This is a genomic window from Edwardsiella anguillarum ET080813, assembly GCF_000264765.2.
Classification (GTDB): domain Bacteria; phylum Pseudomonadota; class Gammaproteobacteria; order Enterobacterales; family Enterobacteriaceae; genus Edwardsiella; species Edwardsiella anguillarum.
In genome coordinates this window covers 1770337-1788691 of the sequence record NZ_CP006664.1, presented here as the reverse complement: position 1 = coordinate 1788691, position 18355 = coordinate 1770337, and the positions used below count along the sequence as shown (strand labels likewise).

The window sequence follows — 18355 nt, the reverse complement described above, 5'->3', positions numbered from 1 at the left end:
GCGGCGCCTGCGGGCTAAAAAAGCGTGCCTTGTCGCACTATTGCTGTATATCTTACGCTCAGGCGGTATACTGATCCTTTCTGTTTCAATCCACTTGAACGCGTGCGAACACATCCAACATGCAAAAGTTTGATATCAAGACCTTTCAGGGGCTGATCCTGACTCTGCAGGACTATTGGGCGCGCCAGGGCTGCACCATCGTCCAACCGCTGGACATGGAAGTCGGCGCCGGCACCTCCCATCCGATGACCTGCCTGCGAGCGCTGGGCCCAGAGCCGATGGCTACCGCCTATGTACAACCGTCCCGCCGTCCGACCGATGGCCGCTACGGCGAAAACCCGAACCGACTGCAGCATTACTACCAGTTTCAGGTCGTGATCAAGCCGTCACCGGACAACATTCAGGAACTGTACCTGGGCTCACTCAAAGCGCTGGGGCTGGATCCCACCGTGCATGATATCCGCTTTGTTGAGGATAACTGGGAAAACCCGACCCTGGGTGCCTGGGGCCTGGGCTGGGAAGTCTGGCTCAACGGTATGGAAGTCACTCAGTTCACCTACTTCCAGCAGGTGGGCGGCCTGGAGTGTAAGCCTGTTACCGGTGAAATCACCTACGGCTTAGAGCGTCTGGCCATGTATATCCAGGGCGTCGATAGCGTCTACGACCTGGTGTGGAGCGATGGCCCGCTGGGTAAAACCACCTACGGCGACGTGTTCCACCAGAACGAAGTGGAGCAGTCCACCTATAACTTCGAATACGCTGACGTCGATTTCCTGTTCGCCTGCTTTGAACAGTACGAGAAAGAAGCCCGCATGCTGCTGGAGCTGGAGCACCCGCTGCCGCTGCCGGCCTATGAGCGCATTCTGAAGGCTGCCCATAGCTTCAACCTGCTGGATGCCCGCAAAGCGATCTCTGTGACCGAGCGCCAGCGCTACATCCTGCGCATCCGCACCCTGACCAAAATGGTCGCCGAAGCCTACTACGCCTCCCGCGAGGCGCTGGGCTTCCCGATGTGTAAAAAAGATTAAGAGGCAGCCATGACGCAACAGACTTTCCTGGTTGAAATCGGCACGGAAGAGCTGCCGCCGAAAGCTCTTCGCTCCCTGGCGCAGGCCTTTGCCGACAACTTCCGCACAGAGCTGGATAATGCCGGTCTGGCGCACGGCGATATCGAATGGTTCGCCGCACCGCGCCGCCTGGCGCTGAAAGTCGCCGCCCTGAACGCGGCGCAGCCCGATCGCGAGATCGAAAAACGGGGTCCGGCCATCGCCCAGGCGTTCGACGCCGAGGGTAAGCCGACCAAGGCGGCCGAGGGCTGGGCCCGCGGCTGTGGCATCAGCGTCGATCAGGCTGAACGCCTGAGCACCGACAAAGGCGAGTGGCTGCTGTACCGCGCGCTGCAGAAAGGGCAGCGCGCCCAGGATCTGCTGCCTGCGCTGGTCGCCAGCGCCCTGTCTCGCCTGCCTATCCCCAAGCTGATGCGCTGGGGCGACAGCGATACGCAGTTTGTCCGCCCGGTGCATACCGTCACCCTGCTGCTGGGCAGTGAAAGCATTCCGGCGACGATCCTTGGAGTGCCGTCCGATCGCGTAATCCGCGGCCACCGCTTTATGGGCGAAGCCGAGTTCACCCTCGACAACGCCGATCAGTATCCGCAGATCCTGCTGGAGCGCGGTAAGGTTATCGCTGACTATAACGCCCGCAAGGCGCTGATCAAGCGCGATGCCGAAGCCGCGGCGGCCCGCATCGGCGGCGTAGCCGATCTGAGCGACAGCCTGCTGGAAGAGGTCACCTCTCTGGTCGAATGGCCGGTCGTGCTGACCGCCAAGTTCGAAGAGAAATTCCTCGCCGTTCCGGCAGAGGCGCTGGTATACACCATGAAAGGTGACCAGAAATACTTCCCGGTTTACGATGCGGCGGGCAAGCTGCTGCCAAACTTCATCTTTGTCGCCAATATTGACTCCAAGGATGCCCAGCAGATCATCGCCGGCAACGAGAAGGTGGTACGCCCGCGTCTGGCCGACGCCGAGTTCTTCTTCAAAACCGACCGTAAGCAGCGCCTTGAGGACAACCTGCCACGTCTGGAAAGCGTGCTGTTCCAGCAGCAGCTGGGCAGCCTGCGTGACAAGACCGATCGCATCACCGCGCTGGCCGGCTGGATTGCCCAGCAGATCGGCGCCGATGTCAATATGGCAACCCGCGCAGGCCAGCTGTCCAAGTGTGACCTGATGACCAACATGGTGTTTGAGTTCACCGACACCCAGGGGGTCATGGGGATGCACTATGCCCGCCACGACGGCGAGGCCGAAGAGGTCGCCGTCGCCCTGAACGAACAGTATATGCCGCGCTTTGCCGGCGATGCGCTGCCCAGCTCCCTGGTCGCCTGCGCTGTCGCCATTGCCGATAAAATGGATACCCTGGCGGGGATCTTCGGCATCGGTCAGCATCCGAAGGGCGATAAAGATCCGTTTGCTCTGCGCCGCGCCGCGCTGGGCGTGCTGCGTATCGTCGTAGAGAAAAAGCTGCCGCTGGATCTGCTGACCCTGACGCAGGAGGCCGTGCGCCTGTACGGTGACAAGCTGAGCAACGCCAGCGTCGTCGATGACGTTGTGGAGTTTATGCTGGGCCGCTTCCGCGCGTGGTATCAGGAAGAGGGGCATGCCGTTGACACCATTCAGGCGGTGCTGGCGCGCCGTCCGACCCGTCCGGCCGACTTCGACGCCCGCGTACGCGCCGTCAGCCACTTCCGTACCCTGCCGGAGGCCGCTACGCTGGCCGCCGCGAACAAGCGCGTCTCCAATATCCTAGCCAAATCAGGCGATGTCCTGGCTGAACAGGTGCAGGCCGCCCTGCTGAAAGAGCCGGCGGAAATCCGTCTGGCGGCCAACCTGATCACGCTGCAGGAGAAGCTGGCGCCGCTGTTCGCCGACGGCCGTTATCAGGAAGCGTTGGTTGAGCTGGCTACCCTGCGTCAGCCGGTTGATGACTTCTTCGAGCAGGTCATGGTCATGGCCGACGATGAGCAGGTCCGCATCAACCGCCTGACGCTGCTGAACAAGCTGCGCGATCTCTTCCTGCAGGTCGCCGACATCTCCGTTCTGCAGTAGGTTCGCGAAGCAGGCTATCTAACCCGCCGTTAGGCGGGTTTTTTACTTTATGGCTGTTATCCCGCATTTTACGGGGTACACTAGATTGACAGATTTCGCATCACCCTTGCGCGGTTTACAGGAGTCACTCACATGACATTCGCAGTAAAAACATGGGCACAGCGCCTGCTGATGCCCGTTATGGCACTCTTTTTCGTCATGCAGCTGAGTGGCTGCGGCGATAGCGATAAAGAGCAGCAAAAAGCCTTTATCGACTATCTGCAGAATACGGTAATGCGCGGCAGCGTTACGATCCCCACCCTGAGCGAGGCCCAAAAACAGCAGCTGGGGCACTATGCCGGCGACTATGCTATTCTGGTCACCTTTTCTCAGAACTTTAACCGCGCCATGGAAGCCAGCATGACGCCGCTGTTCAGTACCCTGCAACAGATCCGTACTCCGCAGGAGTATCTGACCCAGCGCGATCGTCTGCAGCAGGAGCTTGGCGCGCTGAACATGCTGGGCCAGCAGATCCAGAGTGCCAAGGCTCAGGCCGACGGCGCCTACGCCACGCTGAAGCAGCCTGAAGAGGTCAAAGCCGTCTTCGACAAAGCCTTCACCAAGATTGTCACCGGCCCCAGCAACGCCGTTATGCCGATGATCCCGCAGGCGGCGGGCGTCGCCCAAACGCTGGTACAGGTCGGTGATTTCCTGCAAAATCTGGGACCGCAGGCGCGCTTCGATAATCAGGGCGTACAGCTGCAGACCCAGGCTCAGGTCGATCAGTACAACCAGCTGATGCGCGATCTCTCGGTAAAATACCAAGCGCTGATGGCGGCCCAACAGCAAAATGCCGGGCTGCTGCAGAACTGAGTTCCACATCTCCGTAGATCACCCGGCTATGGCCGGGTTTTTTATGACCATCCCCCGCTCATCGGCTTTCCCCTGCCACACACCGACCGATGTCACGCTCACCCACAAATATCTTGCGATCAACATCACATTTCAAAAACAAAGCGAACAACAAAATTAGTGATTTCGTTCACAAAAAACAACCAAACACCTCGAATATGCTACGCCTTTAGCGAATTTTTTGTGATTAAGATCACCATAAACACCACCTCCACCGGGGACAAATAGTGATTTTTATCACAAAAAAACCTCGGGGTACGCGTGAACAACGGGTCGTGATAGAGTCGATTTTGCATACAAAACGACTGATGGTTTTTGGCGAAACCATCCAACAAACCACGACGCGTTGCCCTGTTACGCGCACCACCGAGGGACGTTTTATGTTATCACCAGACATTAAGGTCAAGGTACAAAATTTTGGCCGCTTCCTCAGCAATATGGTTATGCCCAACATTGGCGCTTTTATTGCCTGGGGTCTGATTACCGCTCTCTTTATTCCAACGGGCTGGCTGCCCAATGAAACGCTGGCCAAGTTGGTCGGCCCCATGATCACCTACCTGTTGCCACTGCTGATCGGCTATACCGGCGGGCGTTTAATCGGCGGCGAACGCGGTGGCGTGGTCGGTGCCATCACCACAATAGGGGTGATCATCGGCGCCGATATTCCGATGTTTATGGGAGCAATGATGGCTGGTCCGCTGGGCGGTTGGGCTATCAAGCGCGTCGATCATTGGCTCAATGGCCGGGTCAAAAGCGGCTTCGAAATGCTGGCCAGCAACTTCTCCGCCGGTATTCTGGGCATGCTGCTAGCCATGCTGGCCTTCCTGGCTATCGGGCCATTGGTCGCCGTGCTCTCTACTTTGTTAGCCAGCGGCGTCAACTTGCTGGTTCAGAATAACTTGTTGCCATTAACGGCGATCTTCGTCGAACCAGCGAAAATTTTATTTCTTAATAACGCGATTAACCACGGTATATTCTCCCCACTCGGCATTCAACAAGCCACCGAAACGGGTAAATCCATATTCTTCCTGATCGAGGCGAACCCAGGGCCAGGCCTGGGCGTGTTGCTGGCCTATATGTTCTTCGGCAAGGGCAGCGCCAAGCAGTCAGCTCCCGGCGCCGCCGTCATCCATTTCTTCGGGGGAATCCACGAGATCTACTTCCCGTATGTATTGATGAATCCCCGTCTAATCCTGGCGGTGATCCTCGGCGGCATGACCGGTATCTTCACCCTGACGCTGTTCCATGCCGGGTTGGTCTCTCCCGCCTCACCCGGCTCTATCTTCGCCATCCTGCTAATGACGCCGAAGTCGTCGCTGATCGGCGTGAGCCTTGCCGTACTCAGCTCCTGCCTCGTCACCTTTGTCGTCGCCAGCCTGATGCTGAAGCGGGCGCCTGCCGGTCAACAAGATAACGACGGTCTGGCCAACGCCACTCGGCGCATTCAGGGGATGAAACAACAGGCAAAAGGCGAGTCAGGTCAACAGGCTGCGCCGCAGCCCACCCGTGCACATCTTGATCTGGCACACGACCTGAGTCAGGTGCGTAACATCATCGTAGCGTGTGACGCCGGCATGGGATCGAGCGCGATGGGCGCTGGCGTACTGCGCAAAAAGATCGTCGAGGCTGGATTAAGCCAGGTCCAGGTCCGTAACCTCGCGATTAACGCCCTGCCCGACGATGTGGATCTGGTGATCACACACCGAGACTTAACCGAACGCGCCCTACGTCACGCTCCACACGCTATCCATCTGTCTCTGAGCAACTTCCTCGACAGTGGACTGTACAACGACCTGACTACGCGTCTGCTCGCCGCTCATCTTCCGCAGGCGGCAAACGATAGTCGGCTGATTAATCAACCGGTTGCCGCCGCTAATGATGATCATTATGAGCTCGGTGACGAACAGCTATTTGAACTACAGGAGCACGACATCTTCCTCAGCCAGCATGCCGATGATAAAGAACAGGCCATCCGCTTCGCCGGCGCCCAACTGGTGGCTAGAGGCTATGTCGAGGCCGACTATATCGAGGCGATGTTGGCGCGCGAGGCGTTAACCTCCACTTACCTCGGCGAATCCATCGCTGTACCGCACGGTACCGTAGCCGCCAAAGATCGCGTCCTGCGTACCGGTGTCGTCATTTGCCAGTACCCACAGGGTGTCCGCTTCGGCGACGATCCTGCTGATATCGCCCATCTGGTGATAGGTATCGCCGCCCGTAATAATGAACATATCCAGGTTATTACTCGCCTGACCAACGCCTTGGACGACGAGAGCATCATTACTCGTCTCATCCATAGCACCAGCGTACGTGAAATTCTTCAGCTACTACGCAGTGAGCGAGCGGCGTAATTCGCCGCGATGCGGACGTCGGTGACAGAGATAGACGGTGCGTCCTAGTACCACCTCGTTTTAGGGCCACCTCGTCCTAGGACGCACCGGATCACTTCCTATTCAGGTGAGGTTTAACATGAAAGCAATTCATTTTGGTGCAGGTAATATTGGGCGTGGCTTTATCGGTAAACTGCTGGCAGATGCCAATGCCGAGCTGACCTTCGCCGACGTCAATCAGCCATTGATCGATCAGTTGGCTCATCAGCAAAGCTACGAGGTCCATGTCGTCGGCGAGCAACAACGTGTCGAGCGGGTACAGCATGTCAGCGCCATCCACAGCGCCAGCCCCGATGCGATCGCGCAAATCGCCCACGCCGATATCATCACCACCGCCGTCGGCCCACAGGTATTGAACCGGCTCTCCGCCACCCTAGCGCAAGGGTTGCTTGAGCGTCATCGCATCGGCAATGCGCAGCCGCTCAATATCATCGCCTGTGAGAATATGGTACGCGGCACCAGCCAACTGAAACAGCACGTCATGGCCATTCTACCAACGGCGCTACACCCCTGGGTAAACCAGCAGATCGGCTTCGTCGACTCCGCCGTGGATCGCATCGTGCCGCCCAGCGACGCCGCCAACGACGATCCCTTGGACGTCACAGTGGAAACCTTCAGCGAATGGATCGTCGATAGCACGCAGTTCAAGGGCGAGCTACCGGTTATCGCTGGCATGGAGCCAACAGCCAATCTGATGGCCTATGTCGAGCGAAAGCTATTCACTCTCAATACCGGCCACGCCATCACCGCCTATCTGGGCTGCTTGGCGGGTTATCGCACCATCCGCGAGGCGATCCTTGACCCCGCGATCCGCAGCAACGTCAAGGCGGCTATGGAGGAGAGTGGCGCGGTACTGATCCGTCGCTATGGCTTCGACCCTCAGCAACACCACGCCTATATTGAAAAAATCCTCTCCCGCTTCGAAAACCCTTATCTGCGGGACGACGTCGAGCGCGTCGGGCGCCAGCCTTTGCGTAAGCTGGGGGCGATGGATCGTTTAACCAAGCCGTTGCGTGGAACTCTAGAATACGCCTTACCACATCGTCACCTGCTGATCGGGATTGCCGCCGCCTTATGTTACCGCAATGCACACGATCCCCAGGCACAAGAGATGGCGCAACAGATCGCGCACCTCGGCGTTGAGACAGCGTTAAACCAATTCGCTCAGTTGGAGGATTATCCTCAGGTCACCTCGGCGGTAGCAAAGGTATATCGAACCCTGCGACATAAGGCATAATTTACTCAATACAGACTTCTGATGATAGGCATGCGTCGGGCAACTCCCGGCGCATGAAACCACACTATGGCAACAATGGAAGAAACCCAGGCTTTTGAGAACCGCATTCTGGAACGGCTCAATGCCAGACAGACAGTAAAGGGCCTGCTACAAGCGGCGATACCGATGCTGGCCGAGGCTATCGACCGTTTGGTGTTACAGGCGTTCCGTAAGGATGACTATGCGGTGAAATATGCCGTCGAACCCCTGCTAGAGAGCGATGGTCCATTAGCGGCGCTACCGATGCGTTTAAAGCTGATCTATGCCTTAGGTGCCATCAGCCGCATCGAGTATGAGGATATCGAGCTGCTGCTGGCGCTGCATAACCAACTGACGTTGGATAGCCAGACTTACCACTTTACCGACGATGAAGTGCTCGGCCCACTCCGCATGCTGCACGGCATGCGTCACTTACCACTCGCGCCCACATTGCATCTCCCTGAGGATGTGGTCGACTCCCGCTTAGTTGATATGCAGCAGCAGCGTTATCAGCAAATGGTGCGTTCAACACTGGTGTTAAGCCTCACCGAAATGCTGGCCAGCCTTGCGCATAAGAAGGCCTTTTAACGGTAAAGCGTCCTATCACTCGCGTAGTGCCGCTTCGCAGTAGGCACGCTCGACCTCTTCTGCCAGGATCTGCACCCCGCGTTCAATCAACGCCGGATCCGGCACATAGTTCATGCGCATACACTGCCGTGTATGCGGCCAATCCTGCGCCAGCCCCGGAAAAAAGTGGTCGCCGGGAACCATCAGTACGCCGCGCAGTTTCAGTCGTTGATACAGTACTTCGCTACCAATCGGCAGATCCTTAAACCATAGCCAAAGAAAAATTGCCCCCTCTGGGCGGTGGATCAGGCAGCGCTCCTCCGGCAGATAGCGGCGAATAATCGCCAGCGTCTGGTCAACACGCTGCTGATAGAAAGGGCGGATCACCTCGCGACTCAGCCGCAGCAGGTCGCCGCGCTCGATCATGCGCAGTGCCAGCGCGGGACCCATGCTGCCCGGAGAGAGACTGATGACGCCGTTCATATTGCTCAGCGCCTGAATGGTTCGTTCGTCAGCCACCACGATCCCGCAGCGTACGCCCGGCAACCCTAGCTTCGACAAGCTCATGCACAGGATCGTATTTGGGTTCCACAGCGGCGTCGCCTCGGTAAAGATGATCCCGGGAAAGGGCACCCCGTAGGCGTTATCGATCAGCAGCGGAACCCTATGCTGCCGTGCCAGAGCATCTAGGCGGGTAAGCTCTTCATCCGTCAGCACGTTCCCGGTTGGGTTGGTTGGCCGCGATACGCAGATCAGTCCAATGTCATCCTCAATCTTCAAGCGATCGAAGTCGATATGGTACTTGAACTGTCCCTGAGGCAGCAGCGCAATGCTGGGTTTGAGCGCCACAAACAGATCATCCTCCAGGCCAGCGTCGGCATAGCCGATATACTCCGGCGCCAGCGGAAACAGGACCCGCCGCCGAGCGCCATCGCTGCGCCGACCCGCAAACAGGTTAAAGAGGTAGAAAAACGCGCTCTGACTGCCGTTAGTCAGCGCAATATTTTGTGCCCCAATCGGCCAGCCATACTGTTCTGATAGCAGCCTGGCCAACGCCTCCAGCAGCGTATCCTTACCCTGTGGTCCATCATAGTTACACAGCGCTTCACCCAGCGTCCCCTCCTCCAGCAGCTCACGACATAGGGAGGTAAAATAATCCTCCATCTGCGCAATCCGCGCCGGGTTACCGCCGCCCAGCATAACGGCACCGGGTGTGCGCAGGCCATTATTGAGATCGTCCATCAGACGGGTGATTGCGGAGTAACGGGTAAATCTCTCGCCAAAAGCAGAAAACGTCATAGCGGACCACGCGGACGGTTAGGGATAAAAAAAGCCACCTTACCTGCAGTTCGGCGAGGCGACAAGTCGACCGCCCAGCCCCTTTATTTTGATTATTCTGTAAAAGTCAGGAATAGCAGAATAAAAAAAGGCGCAGCCGCGGCTGCGCCAAATCGAGAGGGTTTATACCCACGGGGGGTATGGACGATCTGATTATTACTGTTGGGTGTTCGGTTCATCCCGGCACTCGAGCGCCGCCGGATCGCGCTGCGCGGCGCTGATGATAATACGCTGCGGCTGGAGCGCCTCCGGTACGTGACGCACCAGGTCGATATTCAATAGGCCGTTTTCAAAGGCGGCGCCCTCTACCGTCAGGTGTTCTGCCAGGGTAAAGCTCAACTCAAAGGCTTTGCACACCAGCCCCTGATGCAGGTACTCCACCGGCTTTTCCGGTTTGACCGGGTTGCCGCGCACCGTCAGGCGTGGGCCTTCAACCTCAATATCCAGCTCACTCTGGCGAAATCCCGCCAGCGCGAGAGAGATGCGGTAGTGGTTATCATCACTCTTTTCAATGTTATAGGGTGGAAATCCCTGCGGTTCCAGCGAGGTTTGCATGGCATTAGCCAGCTTGTCAAAACCAATCCACTGACGCATTAACGGTGAAAGGTCATAATTACGCATGTTCATATACTCCTTCTAAGAAGCGAGATGTTAATAATGCTCAGGTGGAATTATTTCCACCTGCATTGCCCCCAAAGGCAGGCAAAAAATAGAATCAGCCAACCAGCTAACTGCCGTTATTTTATGGCAATCTTACGCGCCTGCTGCGACTCGGGAATGACGCGTGCCAAGTCGATAAATAATAGTCCATTCTCCAGCCGCGCGCCTTCTATATGAATATGTTCAGCCAGCTGAAATTTACGCTCAAAATTACGCTCGGCGATCCCCTGATACAAATAGGTGCGCTGCTTGTCGCTCACTTGATGAGATCCTTTAATAATCAGTGAGTTGGAATGAGATATTATCTCAAGCTCCTCCTCATCAAAGCCAGCGACGGCAATAGAAATACGGTAGTGATTATCATCTACCAGTTCAACATTATACGGAGGATATCCCCCATTGGTATTATTCTGCCCCGACTCAATAAGATTGAATAAACGATCGAATCCGATAGCAGAACGGTACAGCGGTGCCAAATCAAAATTACGCATAGCGACAACCTCCTAAACAATGCAGCGAGGATGAAATAATCTTCCTAATGGACAGATTGATTAAATAGATACCCTATCGGCATATCCATCATTGCTCTTTTAATAAGATGGCGACGATCCTGACGTTTTCAAGCGCTATCGTCTAAATTTTATGATACAGCACATATTGACAAAATTTGGCTGAAAAACAAACACACCGTCAATATTCCGGTATATGCTAAGCAGCGTTGCCGGAAAGAGACAGCGGCAGATTGGAATCAGCCCAGGATGACACTATGACTACACCCTTCGTGCGCCATACCACGCTCCTGCTTGCCGGGAGTATGCTGTTACTCAGCAGCGGATGCTCCAGCGTCATGACGCGCGTCGGCCCCCATCAGGGCTACTACGCAGGGACCAAAAACGATCTGCAAATGATCGGCAGCGAGGAGAGCGGCTGGGCCATGCGCCCGCTGTTGGCGCTGGACCTACCGCTGTCGGCGGTTGCCGATACGCTGCTGTTGCCCTATGACTACTACCGCGCCGACGACGATCCGGCCGCGGAGTCGCCGCGCGCCCGGGTTCAGCGCGCCGAGCAGGCCAGCGTTGCCAGCGGCATGGCGCCACCGGCAGCGCTAGGAAACTGACCGCGGCTACTCGTCATCCGAGCTCAGGCGCGCGACAAAAATTTGTGCCCAACCGTTGACCTCTCGCATATAGGCTACCCAGCGGCCATCCGGCGACGGAATGACGGCGTCCGCGCAGGGAGGCTGCGCCGTACGCTCGGTGATCCGGGTGACCGCTCCGCTGGCCACATCGCAGCGCACCACGCTGTTATCCATCACCATCAGCACCGAGCGCCCGTCCGGGTGCCAGTTAAAGGCGGACTGCACGTCATATTCTCCGTGGGTCACCTGGCGTAGCTCACCGCCGTTAGGCGATACGCGCCACAGCTGTACCACGCCATTTTCGTCCCGCATCAGAAACGCGATGCTCCCGCCGTCCGGCGCGCTGCGAACCCAGTGCCGCGGGATCGTCGCCAGGCCGGGGTAGCGCCGAGAATGGGTAAACGTCAATCGCCGCTGCGATACGCCGGCCGGCGGCGCCGGCAGGGTGCCCCCGCTCCCCTGCAGCGGTGAGACGCCAGCCAGACGATAGGCGCTATCCTCTTCAGGCAGGTCAACAATAAACAGCTCCGGTACGCGCTGGCCGTCTTCTGACAACGTATCGCCGATAAATGCCAGCGCCCAGCGCTGACGCTGGCCGTCGGGCTTCAGGTATCCCCGCTGACCGACCCAGCCCTCCTCATAGGCCCGGGTGATATCATCGCTGCCGGGACGCGGCGTTGGCGTCGTGTGGGTTACCAGCACGCAGAAATGGCTGCCATCATACTCACGCGGGTGCGTTTTGGCAGAGCGTACCGGCGATCCCGACAGCGCGACCCCCACGTTGCGCTGATCGCGCTCAGGAGAGTCCTCGTGCATCACATGATCGTTATAGGTAAAGCTCAGGCGCGACGCATCGGGGCTAAAGACGTGTACGTGGGAGCCACCGCGCAGGGCACCGGGAGTATAGGGGGGCGTGATATCCAGCGCGTCCAGCGTCTCTGCAACGTCGGGATGCTCGGCGCTGACGATCACCCCACGCCGATGGTGAAAATCGTACTGCCAGAGCGCATCTGGGTGCTCCGGCCCGTGAATAAAGACATAGCGCTCCGGCAGCGTTGGCGCCACCGTGACCACGCCAACGCAGGCGCCGTCGACGGCGCAGTAGAGACACTGCGTCTGGCCATCGGGCACGCTGACCCGCTCAATGGTCTCGCCGCTGAATGTCGCACCGTGCGGACGCACGTCATAGGCTATCCAGCGGCTGTCGGGTGTCCAGACATGGGTATTGGTCAACTGATGCCCGCGGGCATCGTAGGTAAGCTGTAACTCTGATGGATGGCGCATAATTAGCCCCCTGGCGGCCTGTTTTTACCAGCATAAACCAGGCCCGCCGGAGAGACTATCCATAAGCGGCATTTTACACAGCGGCTTACGCCGCATTGAGAATCCAGCGCTGGATAGCCTGCGCCACGCCATCTTCGCGGTTGCTGGCCGTCACATACTGCGCCGCGGCTAGAATGGCCGGCTCGGCGTTGCCCATCGCCACCCCCAGGCCGGCGTAGTCAATCATCGCCAGATCGTTACCGTGGTCGCCAATACACATCACATGCTGGCGGTCGATACCCAGATGCTCGGCCAAACGTGCGATCCCTTTCCCTTTGTCCACGTCGCGATGTAGGATCTCGAGGAAGAACGGGCTGCTACGCAGCAGGGTATAGCGTTGATACGCCTGCGCGGGAATGCGCGCGATCGCCGCCTCCAGCACCTCGGGGTGATCGATCATCATCACCTTGGGAAAACGCAGGGAAGGATCCATCTGTTCTGCCGGGCAAAAATACAGCGGAATGCCGGTAATAAAGGATTCGTGCACCGTGTACTTACTGATATCCCTATTGGCGGTAAACAGACGCTCAGCGTCCAGCGCGTGAAAATGGCAGCCCACCTCACGCGCCAGCGCCTCCAGATAACGGTAGTCGCTATAGTCCAACGCGGTCTCAAACAGGGTCTCTCCGCTATCGGCATGGACAATCAGCCCCCCGTTATTGCACAGGCAATACTCCCCGGCGACATCCAGCGCCAGCTCGCGTAGGTAAGGACGCACCCCGATCAGCGGGCGGCCGGTGGCCAACACCACTTTAACCCCCCGCCGGCGCGCGTCAGCGATGGCGGCCTTTACCGCCGGTGTAATTTCCCGCGCCTCGTTCAGCAGCGTTCCATCCAAATCGATAGCGATCAGTTTAATTGGCATGATTGGCTCCCTTATTCAATGCACGCGGGTCAGCGCTGGTTAACCCACAGCAAAAAGGGACGTTTCCGTCCCTTTTCAACTCATTATATCCGGCGCAATTAAAAGTCCAGATTGGACGCTTTCAGCGCGTTCTCTTCAATAAAGGCCCGGCGCGGCTCAACCGCATCCCCCATCAGGGTGGTGAACAACTGATCGGCCGCCACCGCATCCTTGATGGTCACGCGCAGCATGCGGCGCCCTTCCGGATCCATGGTGGTTTCCCACAGCTGTTCCGGGTTCATTTCACCCAGCCCTTTGTAGCGCTGAATGGCCAGGCCGCGACGCGACTCCTTCACCAACCAGTCCAGCGCCTGCTCAAAGCTGATCACCGGCTGGCGACGCTCGCCGCGCTCCACGAAGGCGCTCTCTTCCAACAGGTCACGCAGCTTTTCGCCCAGCGCGCAAATGCGGCGATATTCGGCGCCGTGAGCAAAGTCAAAGTCAAACGCGTAGTCGGTATCCACGCCGTGGGTACGCACGCGCACCAGCGGCTCAAACATCTGGCGTTCGCGATTCTCCAGAACGCGGGCGCTATAGACACTACCGTGCAGCTCCTTCTCGTTCAGCGTTGCCACCAGCGAGTTAATCCACTGCTCAACCTGCGCCTGGTTCCCCAGGTCGGCTTCGCTGAGGGTCGGCTGATAAATAAGCTGATTCAGCACCGCCTTGGGATAGCGACGCTCCATGCGACCGATCAGCTTCTGCACCTGGTAATGTTCCGCCACCAGTTTTTCCAGCGGCTCACCGGCCAACGCAGGGGCGGCGGCGTTGATATGCAGGGCGGCGCCGTCCAGCGCGATGGACATCTGATACTGGTCCATCGCCTCATCGTCTTTAATGTACTGCTCCTGCTTGCCTTTCTTCACCTTGTACAGCGGCGGCTGAGCAATATACACATGGCCGCGCTCGATAATTTCCGGCATCTGGCGGTAGAAGAAGGTCAGCAGCAGCGTACGAATGTGCGAACCGTCGACGTCGGCATCGGTCATGATAATAATGCTGTGGTAGCGCAGCTTATCCGGGTTGTACTCATCCCGACCAATGCCGCAGCCCAGTGCGGTGATCAGGGTCGCGACCTCCTGCGAGGAGAGCATCTTATCGAAGCGTGCCTTCTCGACGTTGAGGATCTTACCCTTCAGCGGCAGGATGGCCTGATTCTTACGGTTACGCCCCTGCTTGGCAGAGCCGCCCGCAGAGTCCCCTTCCACTAAGTAAAGCTCTGAATGGGCGGGATCGCGCTCCTGGCAGTCCGCCAGCTTGCCCGGCAGGCCGGCCAGATCCAGCGCGCCCTTGCGACGGGTCATTTCACGCGCCTTGCGAGCCGCCTCACGGGCGCGGGCCGCGTCGATGATTTTACCTACGACGATTTTGGCATCGCTGGGATTTTCCAGCAGGTATTCAGCCAGACGCTCGTTCATCAGCGACTCAACGGCGGATTTCACCTCAGAAGAGACCAGCTTATCCTTGGTCTGAGAGGAGAACTTGGGATCCGGCACCTTCACGGACACCACGGCAATCAGCCCCTCACGCGCATCGTCGCCGGTGGCGGAGATTTTGCTCTTCTTGGTATAGCCTTCGTTTTCCATGTAGCTGTTCAGCGTACGGGTCATCGCCGCACGGAAACCGGCCAGATGAGTCCCGCCGTCGCGCTGCGGGATGTTATTGGTAAAGCAGTAGATATTCTCCTGGAAGCCATCGTTCCACTGCAGAGCCACCTCTACGCCGATATCATCCTTCATGGTCGAAAAGTAAAACACGTTCGGATGGATCGGCGTTTTGTTTTTGTTCAGATACTCAACAAACGCCTTGATCCCACCCTCATAGTGGAAATGATCTTCGCGATCGTTGCGTTTGTCGCGCAGGCGAATGGAGACGCCGGAGTTCAGGAAAGAGAGTTCACGCAGGCGCTTAGCCAGAATGTCATACTGGAATTCGACCACATTGCTGAAGGTCTCCATGCTCGGCCAGAAACGCACGCGGGTACCGGTCTGCTCGGTGTCGCCAACCACCTTCAGCGGCGCCGCCGGCACACCGTGCCGGTAGATTTGCTCATGGACATGGCCATCGCGGCGGATCACCAGCTCCAGCTTCTCGGACAGGGCATTCACTACGGAAACCCCCACGCCATGCAGGCCGCCGGAGACTTTATAGGAGTTGTCGTCAAATTTACCGCCGGCGTGCAGCACGGTCATGATGACCTCGGCGGCAGAGACACCCTCCTCCGGGTGAATGCCGGTTGGGATGCCGCGGCCGTCATCCTGTACGGAGACAGAGTTGTCACTGTGAATGGTGACGATGATATCTTTGCAATAACCAGCGAGCGCTTCGTCAATCGCGTTATCCACCACCTCAAACACCATGTGGTGCAGACCCGTACCATCATCGGTATCCCCGATGTACATGCCCGGGCGCTTACGAACGGCATCCAGCCCTTTTAATACCTTGATACTTGAGGAGTCATACGTATTTGACATCAGCCTTTCTCGCTCATTGGATAACTATCGTAATAAATCGAATCTAAACGGCTATTTTACCCTGTTCCACGCGGAACATCTTGCCCTTTTCATCAACCATGTCGCCGACCTGATCGGCGTTGACCGCGCTGACAAACACCTGTGCGCCGGTAGCTTTCAGCCGTTCGGCAAGCAAACGGCGCCGCCCGGCATCCAGCTCAGAGGCGAAGTCATCGATCAGATACAGACACTGACGGCCGCTGTGACGCGTCAGGTATTCTCCCTGTGCGAGGCGCAGCGCGCACATCAACAATTTTAGCTGTCCGCGCGACAGCAAATCCTCAACCGGCGTACCGTCGGCGCGGATGCGGAAGTCCGCCTTATGCGGCCCCTGCGCGGTATAGGTCAGCGCCCGATCGCGCTCAAAATGACGCTCCAGCAGCTCAGCATAATCGCCCTCGCGATCCCAGCCGCGCATAAACGAAAAGGATAGCGCATACTCTGGTAAAAACTGGCTGCAGGTTGCCGCAATATCCTGTGCGATAGCCTCGCTGTAGGCCGCCCGCAGCGCGCTGACCTGCTCGGCCAGCGGCACCAGCTCCTGATCCCAGGGCCGGATTTGGGCATAGCGCGTCACCTGACGCAGCGCGGCATTGCGCTGCTTCAACACCCGCCGCAGATTGTTCCACGCGGTAAAAAAGCCCCGATCGCCATGAAAACAGCCCCAGTCCAGGAAGGACCTGCGGTATTTAGGTCCGCCGTTGAGCAGGGTAAACCCCTCCGGGGTGATCAGCTGCATTGGCAGCATCTGCGCCAGCTCAGCCACTTTATGACCGTCGCTGCCGTCGATGCGAACCTTGCTGTCCCCCTGGCGATCCTTGCTCAGCCCGACAGCCAGCTCCCGCCCGCCGCCGTCATCAATACGGCCATGCAGCACAAACGCGGCGCAGTCGTGACGGATCACCCGCCCGGCCTGCAGGCTGCGAAACGCCCGCCCGTGCCCCAGCGTATAGATGGCCTCCAGCACGCTGGTCTTTCCACTGCCGTTCGCGCCGACCAGAAAATTAAACCCAGGGGCCAACGCGAGATCGGCCTCTTCGATGTTACGAAAATCACGGATCACGAGACGGGTCAATGCCATGCACACCGCCCTGCCATGGCCGCGGCAGATCCGCCGCGGCGCAAAGACTCACTACGTGAGTAAAGGAGCGCCATCGTTACAAACGCATCGGCATCACGACATACACCGCCGCCTGGCTGGCGGCATCTTCTATCTGTACGCTGGAAACCGCATCCGTCAGCATCATCACCACCCGCTCACACTTCAGGGCGTTTAGCACATCTAGAACGTAGCTCACGTTAAAGCCGATCTCTAGATCGCTGCCCGGATAGTCCACGTCCAGCAGCTCCTCGGCCTCCTCCTGCTCCGGGTTGTTAGCCGTGATCTTCAGCTGGTTATGGCTGACGTGCAGACGTACGCCGCGGAATTTCTCATTGGAGAGGATCGCCGCGCGGGCAAAGGCCTGCTTTAGCTCGTCACAGCCGGCCTCCAGGGCTTTATCTGGGTTCTTCGGCAATACGCGCCGATAATCAGGGAAACGGCCATCGACCAACTTGGAGGTAAAGATGAATCCCCCGACGTGAGCGCGCAGATTATTGCTACCAATCTGCAGGCGCAGCGGCGTCTCGCCGCCGTCCAGCAGGCGCATCAGTTCAATCACGCCTTTACGCGGTACGATCACCGAATGGCTCGGCAGGCTCTGACCGATCGGCATTGAACAGACCGCCAGGCGATGACCATCCGTCGCCACGGTGCGTAGCTCTTCGCCCTCGGTTTCAAACAGCATGCCGTTCAGATAATAGCGGACGTCCTGATGGGCCATGGAAAACTGCGTCGCTTCGATCAGGCGCTTCAGCGTCGCCTGCGGCAGGGTAAACTCCACCTCGCTCTGCCAGTCATCCAGGTTAGGAAAATCCACGGCCGGTAGGGTGGAGAGAGAAAAACGGCTGCGCCCGGAGCGGATCAGCATGCGATCGCCGTCCAAGGCCACCGAAATTTCGGCGCCGTCCGGCAAACCACGGCAAATATCCAGAAACTTACGCGCCGGGACCGTCGTCGCTCCCGCTTCATGGGGCTGTACCAGGGGCACCCTGGCTACCATCTCCATCTCGAGATCGGTGCCGGTCAGCGACAGATGGCCATCTTCCACCTGCAGCAACAGGTTACCCAGAATCGGCAACGTAGGGCGCCCGCCCAGCGGGCTGCTCACCTGTTGCAACGGCTTGATAAGATGCTCACGCTCAACAATAAATTTCATATCGCTACGAT

At 58.0% G+C, this 18355-nt stretch carries 15 protein-coding genes; 7 read left to right on the top strand and 8 right to left on the bottom strand.

The window, feature by feature from the left end; genetic code table 11:
* Positions 1-119: 119 nt before the first annotated feature.
* The 6 genes from glyQ to ETEE_RS08010 all read left to right on the top strand — a co-directional run bounded on the left by glyQ (position 120) and on the right by ETEE_RS08010 (position 8231).
* On the top strand, positions 120-1028 hold the full coding sequence (glyQ, locus tag ETEE_RS08035; protein WP_012846896.1) for a glycine--tRNA ligase subunit alpha: 909 nt from the start codon (positions 120-122) through the stop codon (positions 1026-1028).
* A 9-nt stretch (positions 1029-1037) separates the two neighbouring features.
* Positions 1038-3107: a glycine--tRNA ligase subunit beta gene (glyS, locus tag ETEE_RS08030; protein ID WP_034164479.1), complete on the top strand. Its 2070-nt coding sequence runs from the start codon at positions 1038-1040 to the stop codon at positions 3105-3107.
* A gap of 132 nt (positions 3108-3239) precedes the next feature.
* Positions 3240-3959, top strand: coding sequence for a DUF3053 domain-containing protein (locus ETEE_RS08025; RefSeq protein ID WP_034164478.1), 720 nt, complete (start codon positions 3240-3242; stop codon positions 3957-3959).
* 419 nt (positions 3960-4378) lie between these two features.
* Positions 4379-6349, top strand: a complete 1971-nt coding sequence (locus tag ETEE_RS08020) for a PTS mannitol transporter subunit IICBA (protein WP_034164589.1) — start codon at positions 4379-4381, stop codon at positions 6347-6349.
* Between the two features lie 118 nt (positions 6350-6467).
* Positions 6468-7625, top strand: coding sequence for a mannitol-1-phosphate 5-dehydrogenase (locus tag ETEE_RS08015; protein WP_034164477.1), 1158 nt, complete (start codon positions 6468-6470; stop codon positions 7623-7625).
* Between the two features lie 66 nt (positions 7626-7691).
* Positions 7692-8231: an MltR family transcriptional regulator gene (locus tag ETEE_RS08010; RefSeq protein WP_071844099.1), complete on the top strand. Its 540-nt coding sequence runs from the start codon at positions 7692-7694 to the stop codon at positions 8229-8231.
* 15 nt (positions 8232-8246) lie between these two features.
* Here the strand turns inward: ETEE_RS08010 and ETEE_RS08005 are convergent, their stop codons facing one another.
* From ETEE_RS08005 to ibpA, 3 genes are all read right to left on the bottom strand, one after another.
* Complete coding sequence (locus tag ETEE_RS08005; protein WP_034164475.1) at positions 8247-9509, bottom strand: valine--pyruvate transaminase; 1263 nt, start codon at positions 9507-9509, stop codon at positions 8247-8249.
* A 195-nt stretch (positions 9510-9704) separates the two neighbouring features.
* A complete protein-coding gene (ibpB, locus tag ETEE_RS08000; RefSeq protein WP_034164588.1) occupies positions 9705-10169 on the bottom strand; it encodes a small heat shock chaperone IbpB in 465 nt (154 codons plus the stop codon).
* A gap of 116 nt (positions 10170-10285) precedes the next feature.
* Positions 10286-10699: a small heat shock chaperone IbpA gene (gene ibpA / locus ETEE_RS07995; protein ID WP_034164474.1), complete on the bottom strand. Its 414-nt coding sequence runs from the start codon at positions 10697-10699 to the stop codon at positions 10286-10288.
* 275 nt (positions 10700-10974) lie between these two features.
* Between ibpA and ETEE_RS07990 the strand changes: the two genes are divergently transcribed.
* On the top strand, positions 10975-11325 hold the full coding sequence (locus ETEE_RS07990) for a YceK/YidQ family lipoprotein (RefSeq protein WP_081854103.1): 351 nt from the start codon (positions 10975-10977) through the stop codon (positions 11323-11325).
* A 6-nt stretch (positions 11326-11331) separates the two neighbouring features.
* On the opposite strand, the gene ETEE_RS07985 is transcribed toward ETEE_RS07990, so the two are convergent.
* From ETEE_RS07985 to dnaN, 5 genes are all read right to left on the bottom strand, one after another.
* Positions 11332-12630 carry a YidR family protein gene (locus ETEE_RS07985; protein ID WP_034164473.1) on the bottom strand — a complete coding sequence of 433 codons (1299 nt, stop codon included), beginning with the start codon at positions 12628-12630 and terminating at the stop codon, positions 11332-11334.
* A gap of 85 nt (positions 12631-12715) precedes the next feature.
* Positions 12716-13534 (bottom strand): sugar-phosphatase, encoded by an 819-nt coding sequence (gene yidA, locus ETEE_RS07980; RefSeq protein WP_034164472.1) that lies wholly within the window; start codon positions 13532-13534, stop codon positions 12716-12718.
* A gap of 98 nt (positions 13535-13632) precedes the next feature.
* On the bottom strand, positions 13633-16047 hold the full coding sequence (gene gyrB, locus ETEE_RS07975) for a DNA topoisomerase (ATP-hydrolyzing) subunit B (RefSeq protein WP_034164471.1): 2415 nt from the start codon (positions 16045-16047) through the stop codon (positions 13633-13635).
* Between the two features lie 43 nt (positions 16048-16090).
* Positions 16091-17167, bottom strand: a complete 1077-nt coding sequence (recF, locus tag ETEE_RS07970) for a DNA replication/repair protein RecF (protein ID WP_034164470.1) — start codon at positions 17165-17167, stop codon at positions 16091-16093.
* Between the two features lie 76 nt (positions 17168-17243).
* On the bottom strand, positions 17244-18344 hold the full coding sequence (gene dnaN, locus ETEE_RS07965; protein ID WP_034164469.1) for a DNA polymerase III subunit beta: 1101 nt from the start codon (positions 18342-18344) through the stop codon (positions 17244-17246).
* Positions 18345-18355: the final 11 nt, after the last annotated feature.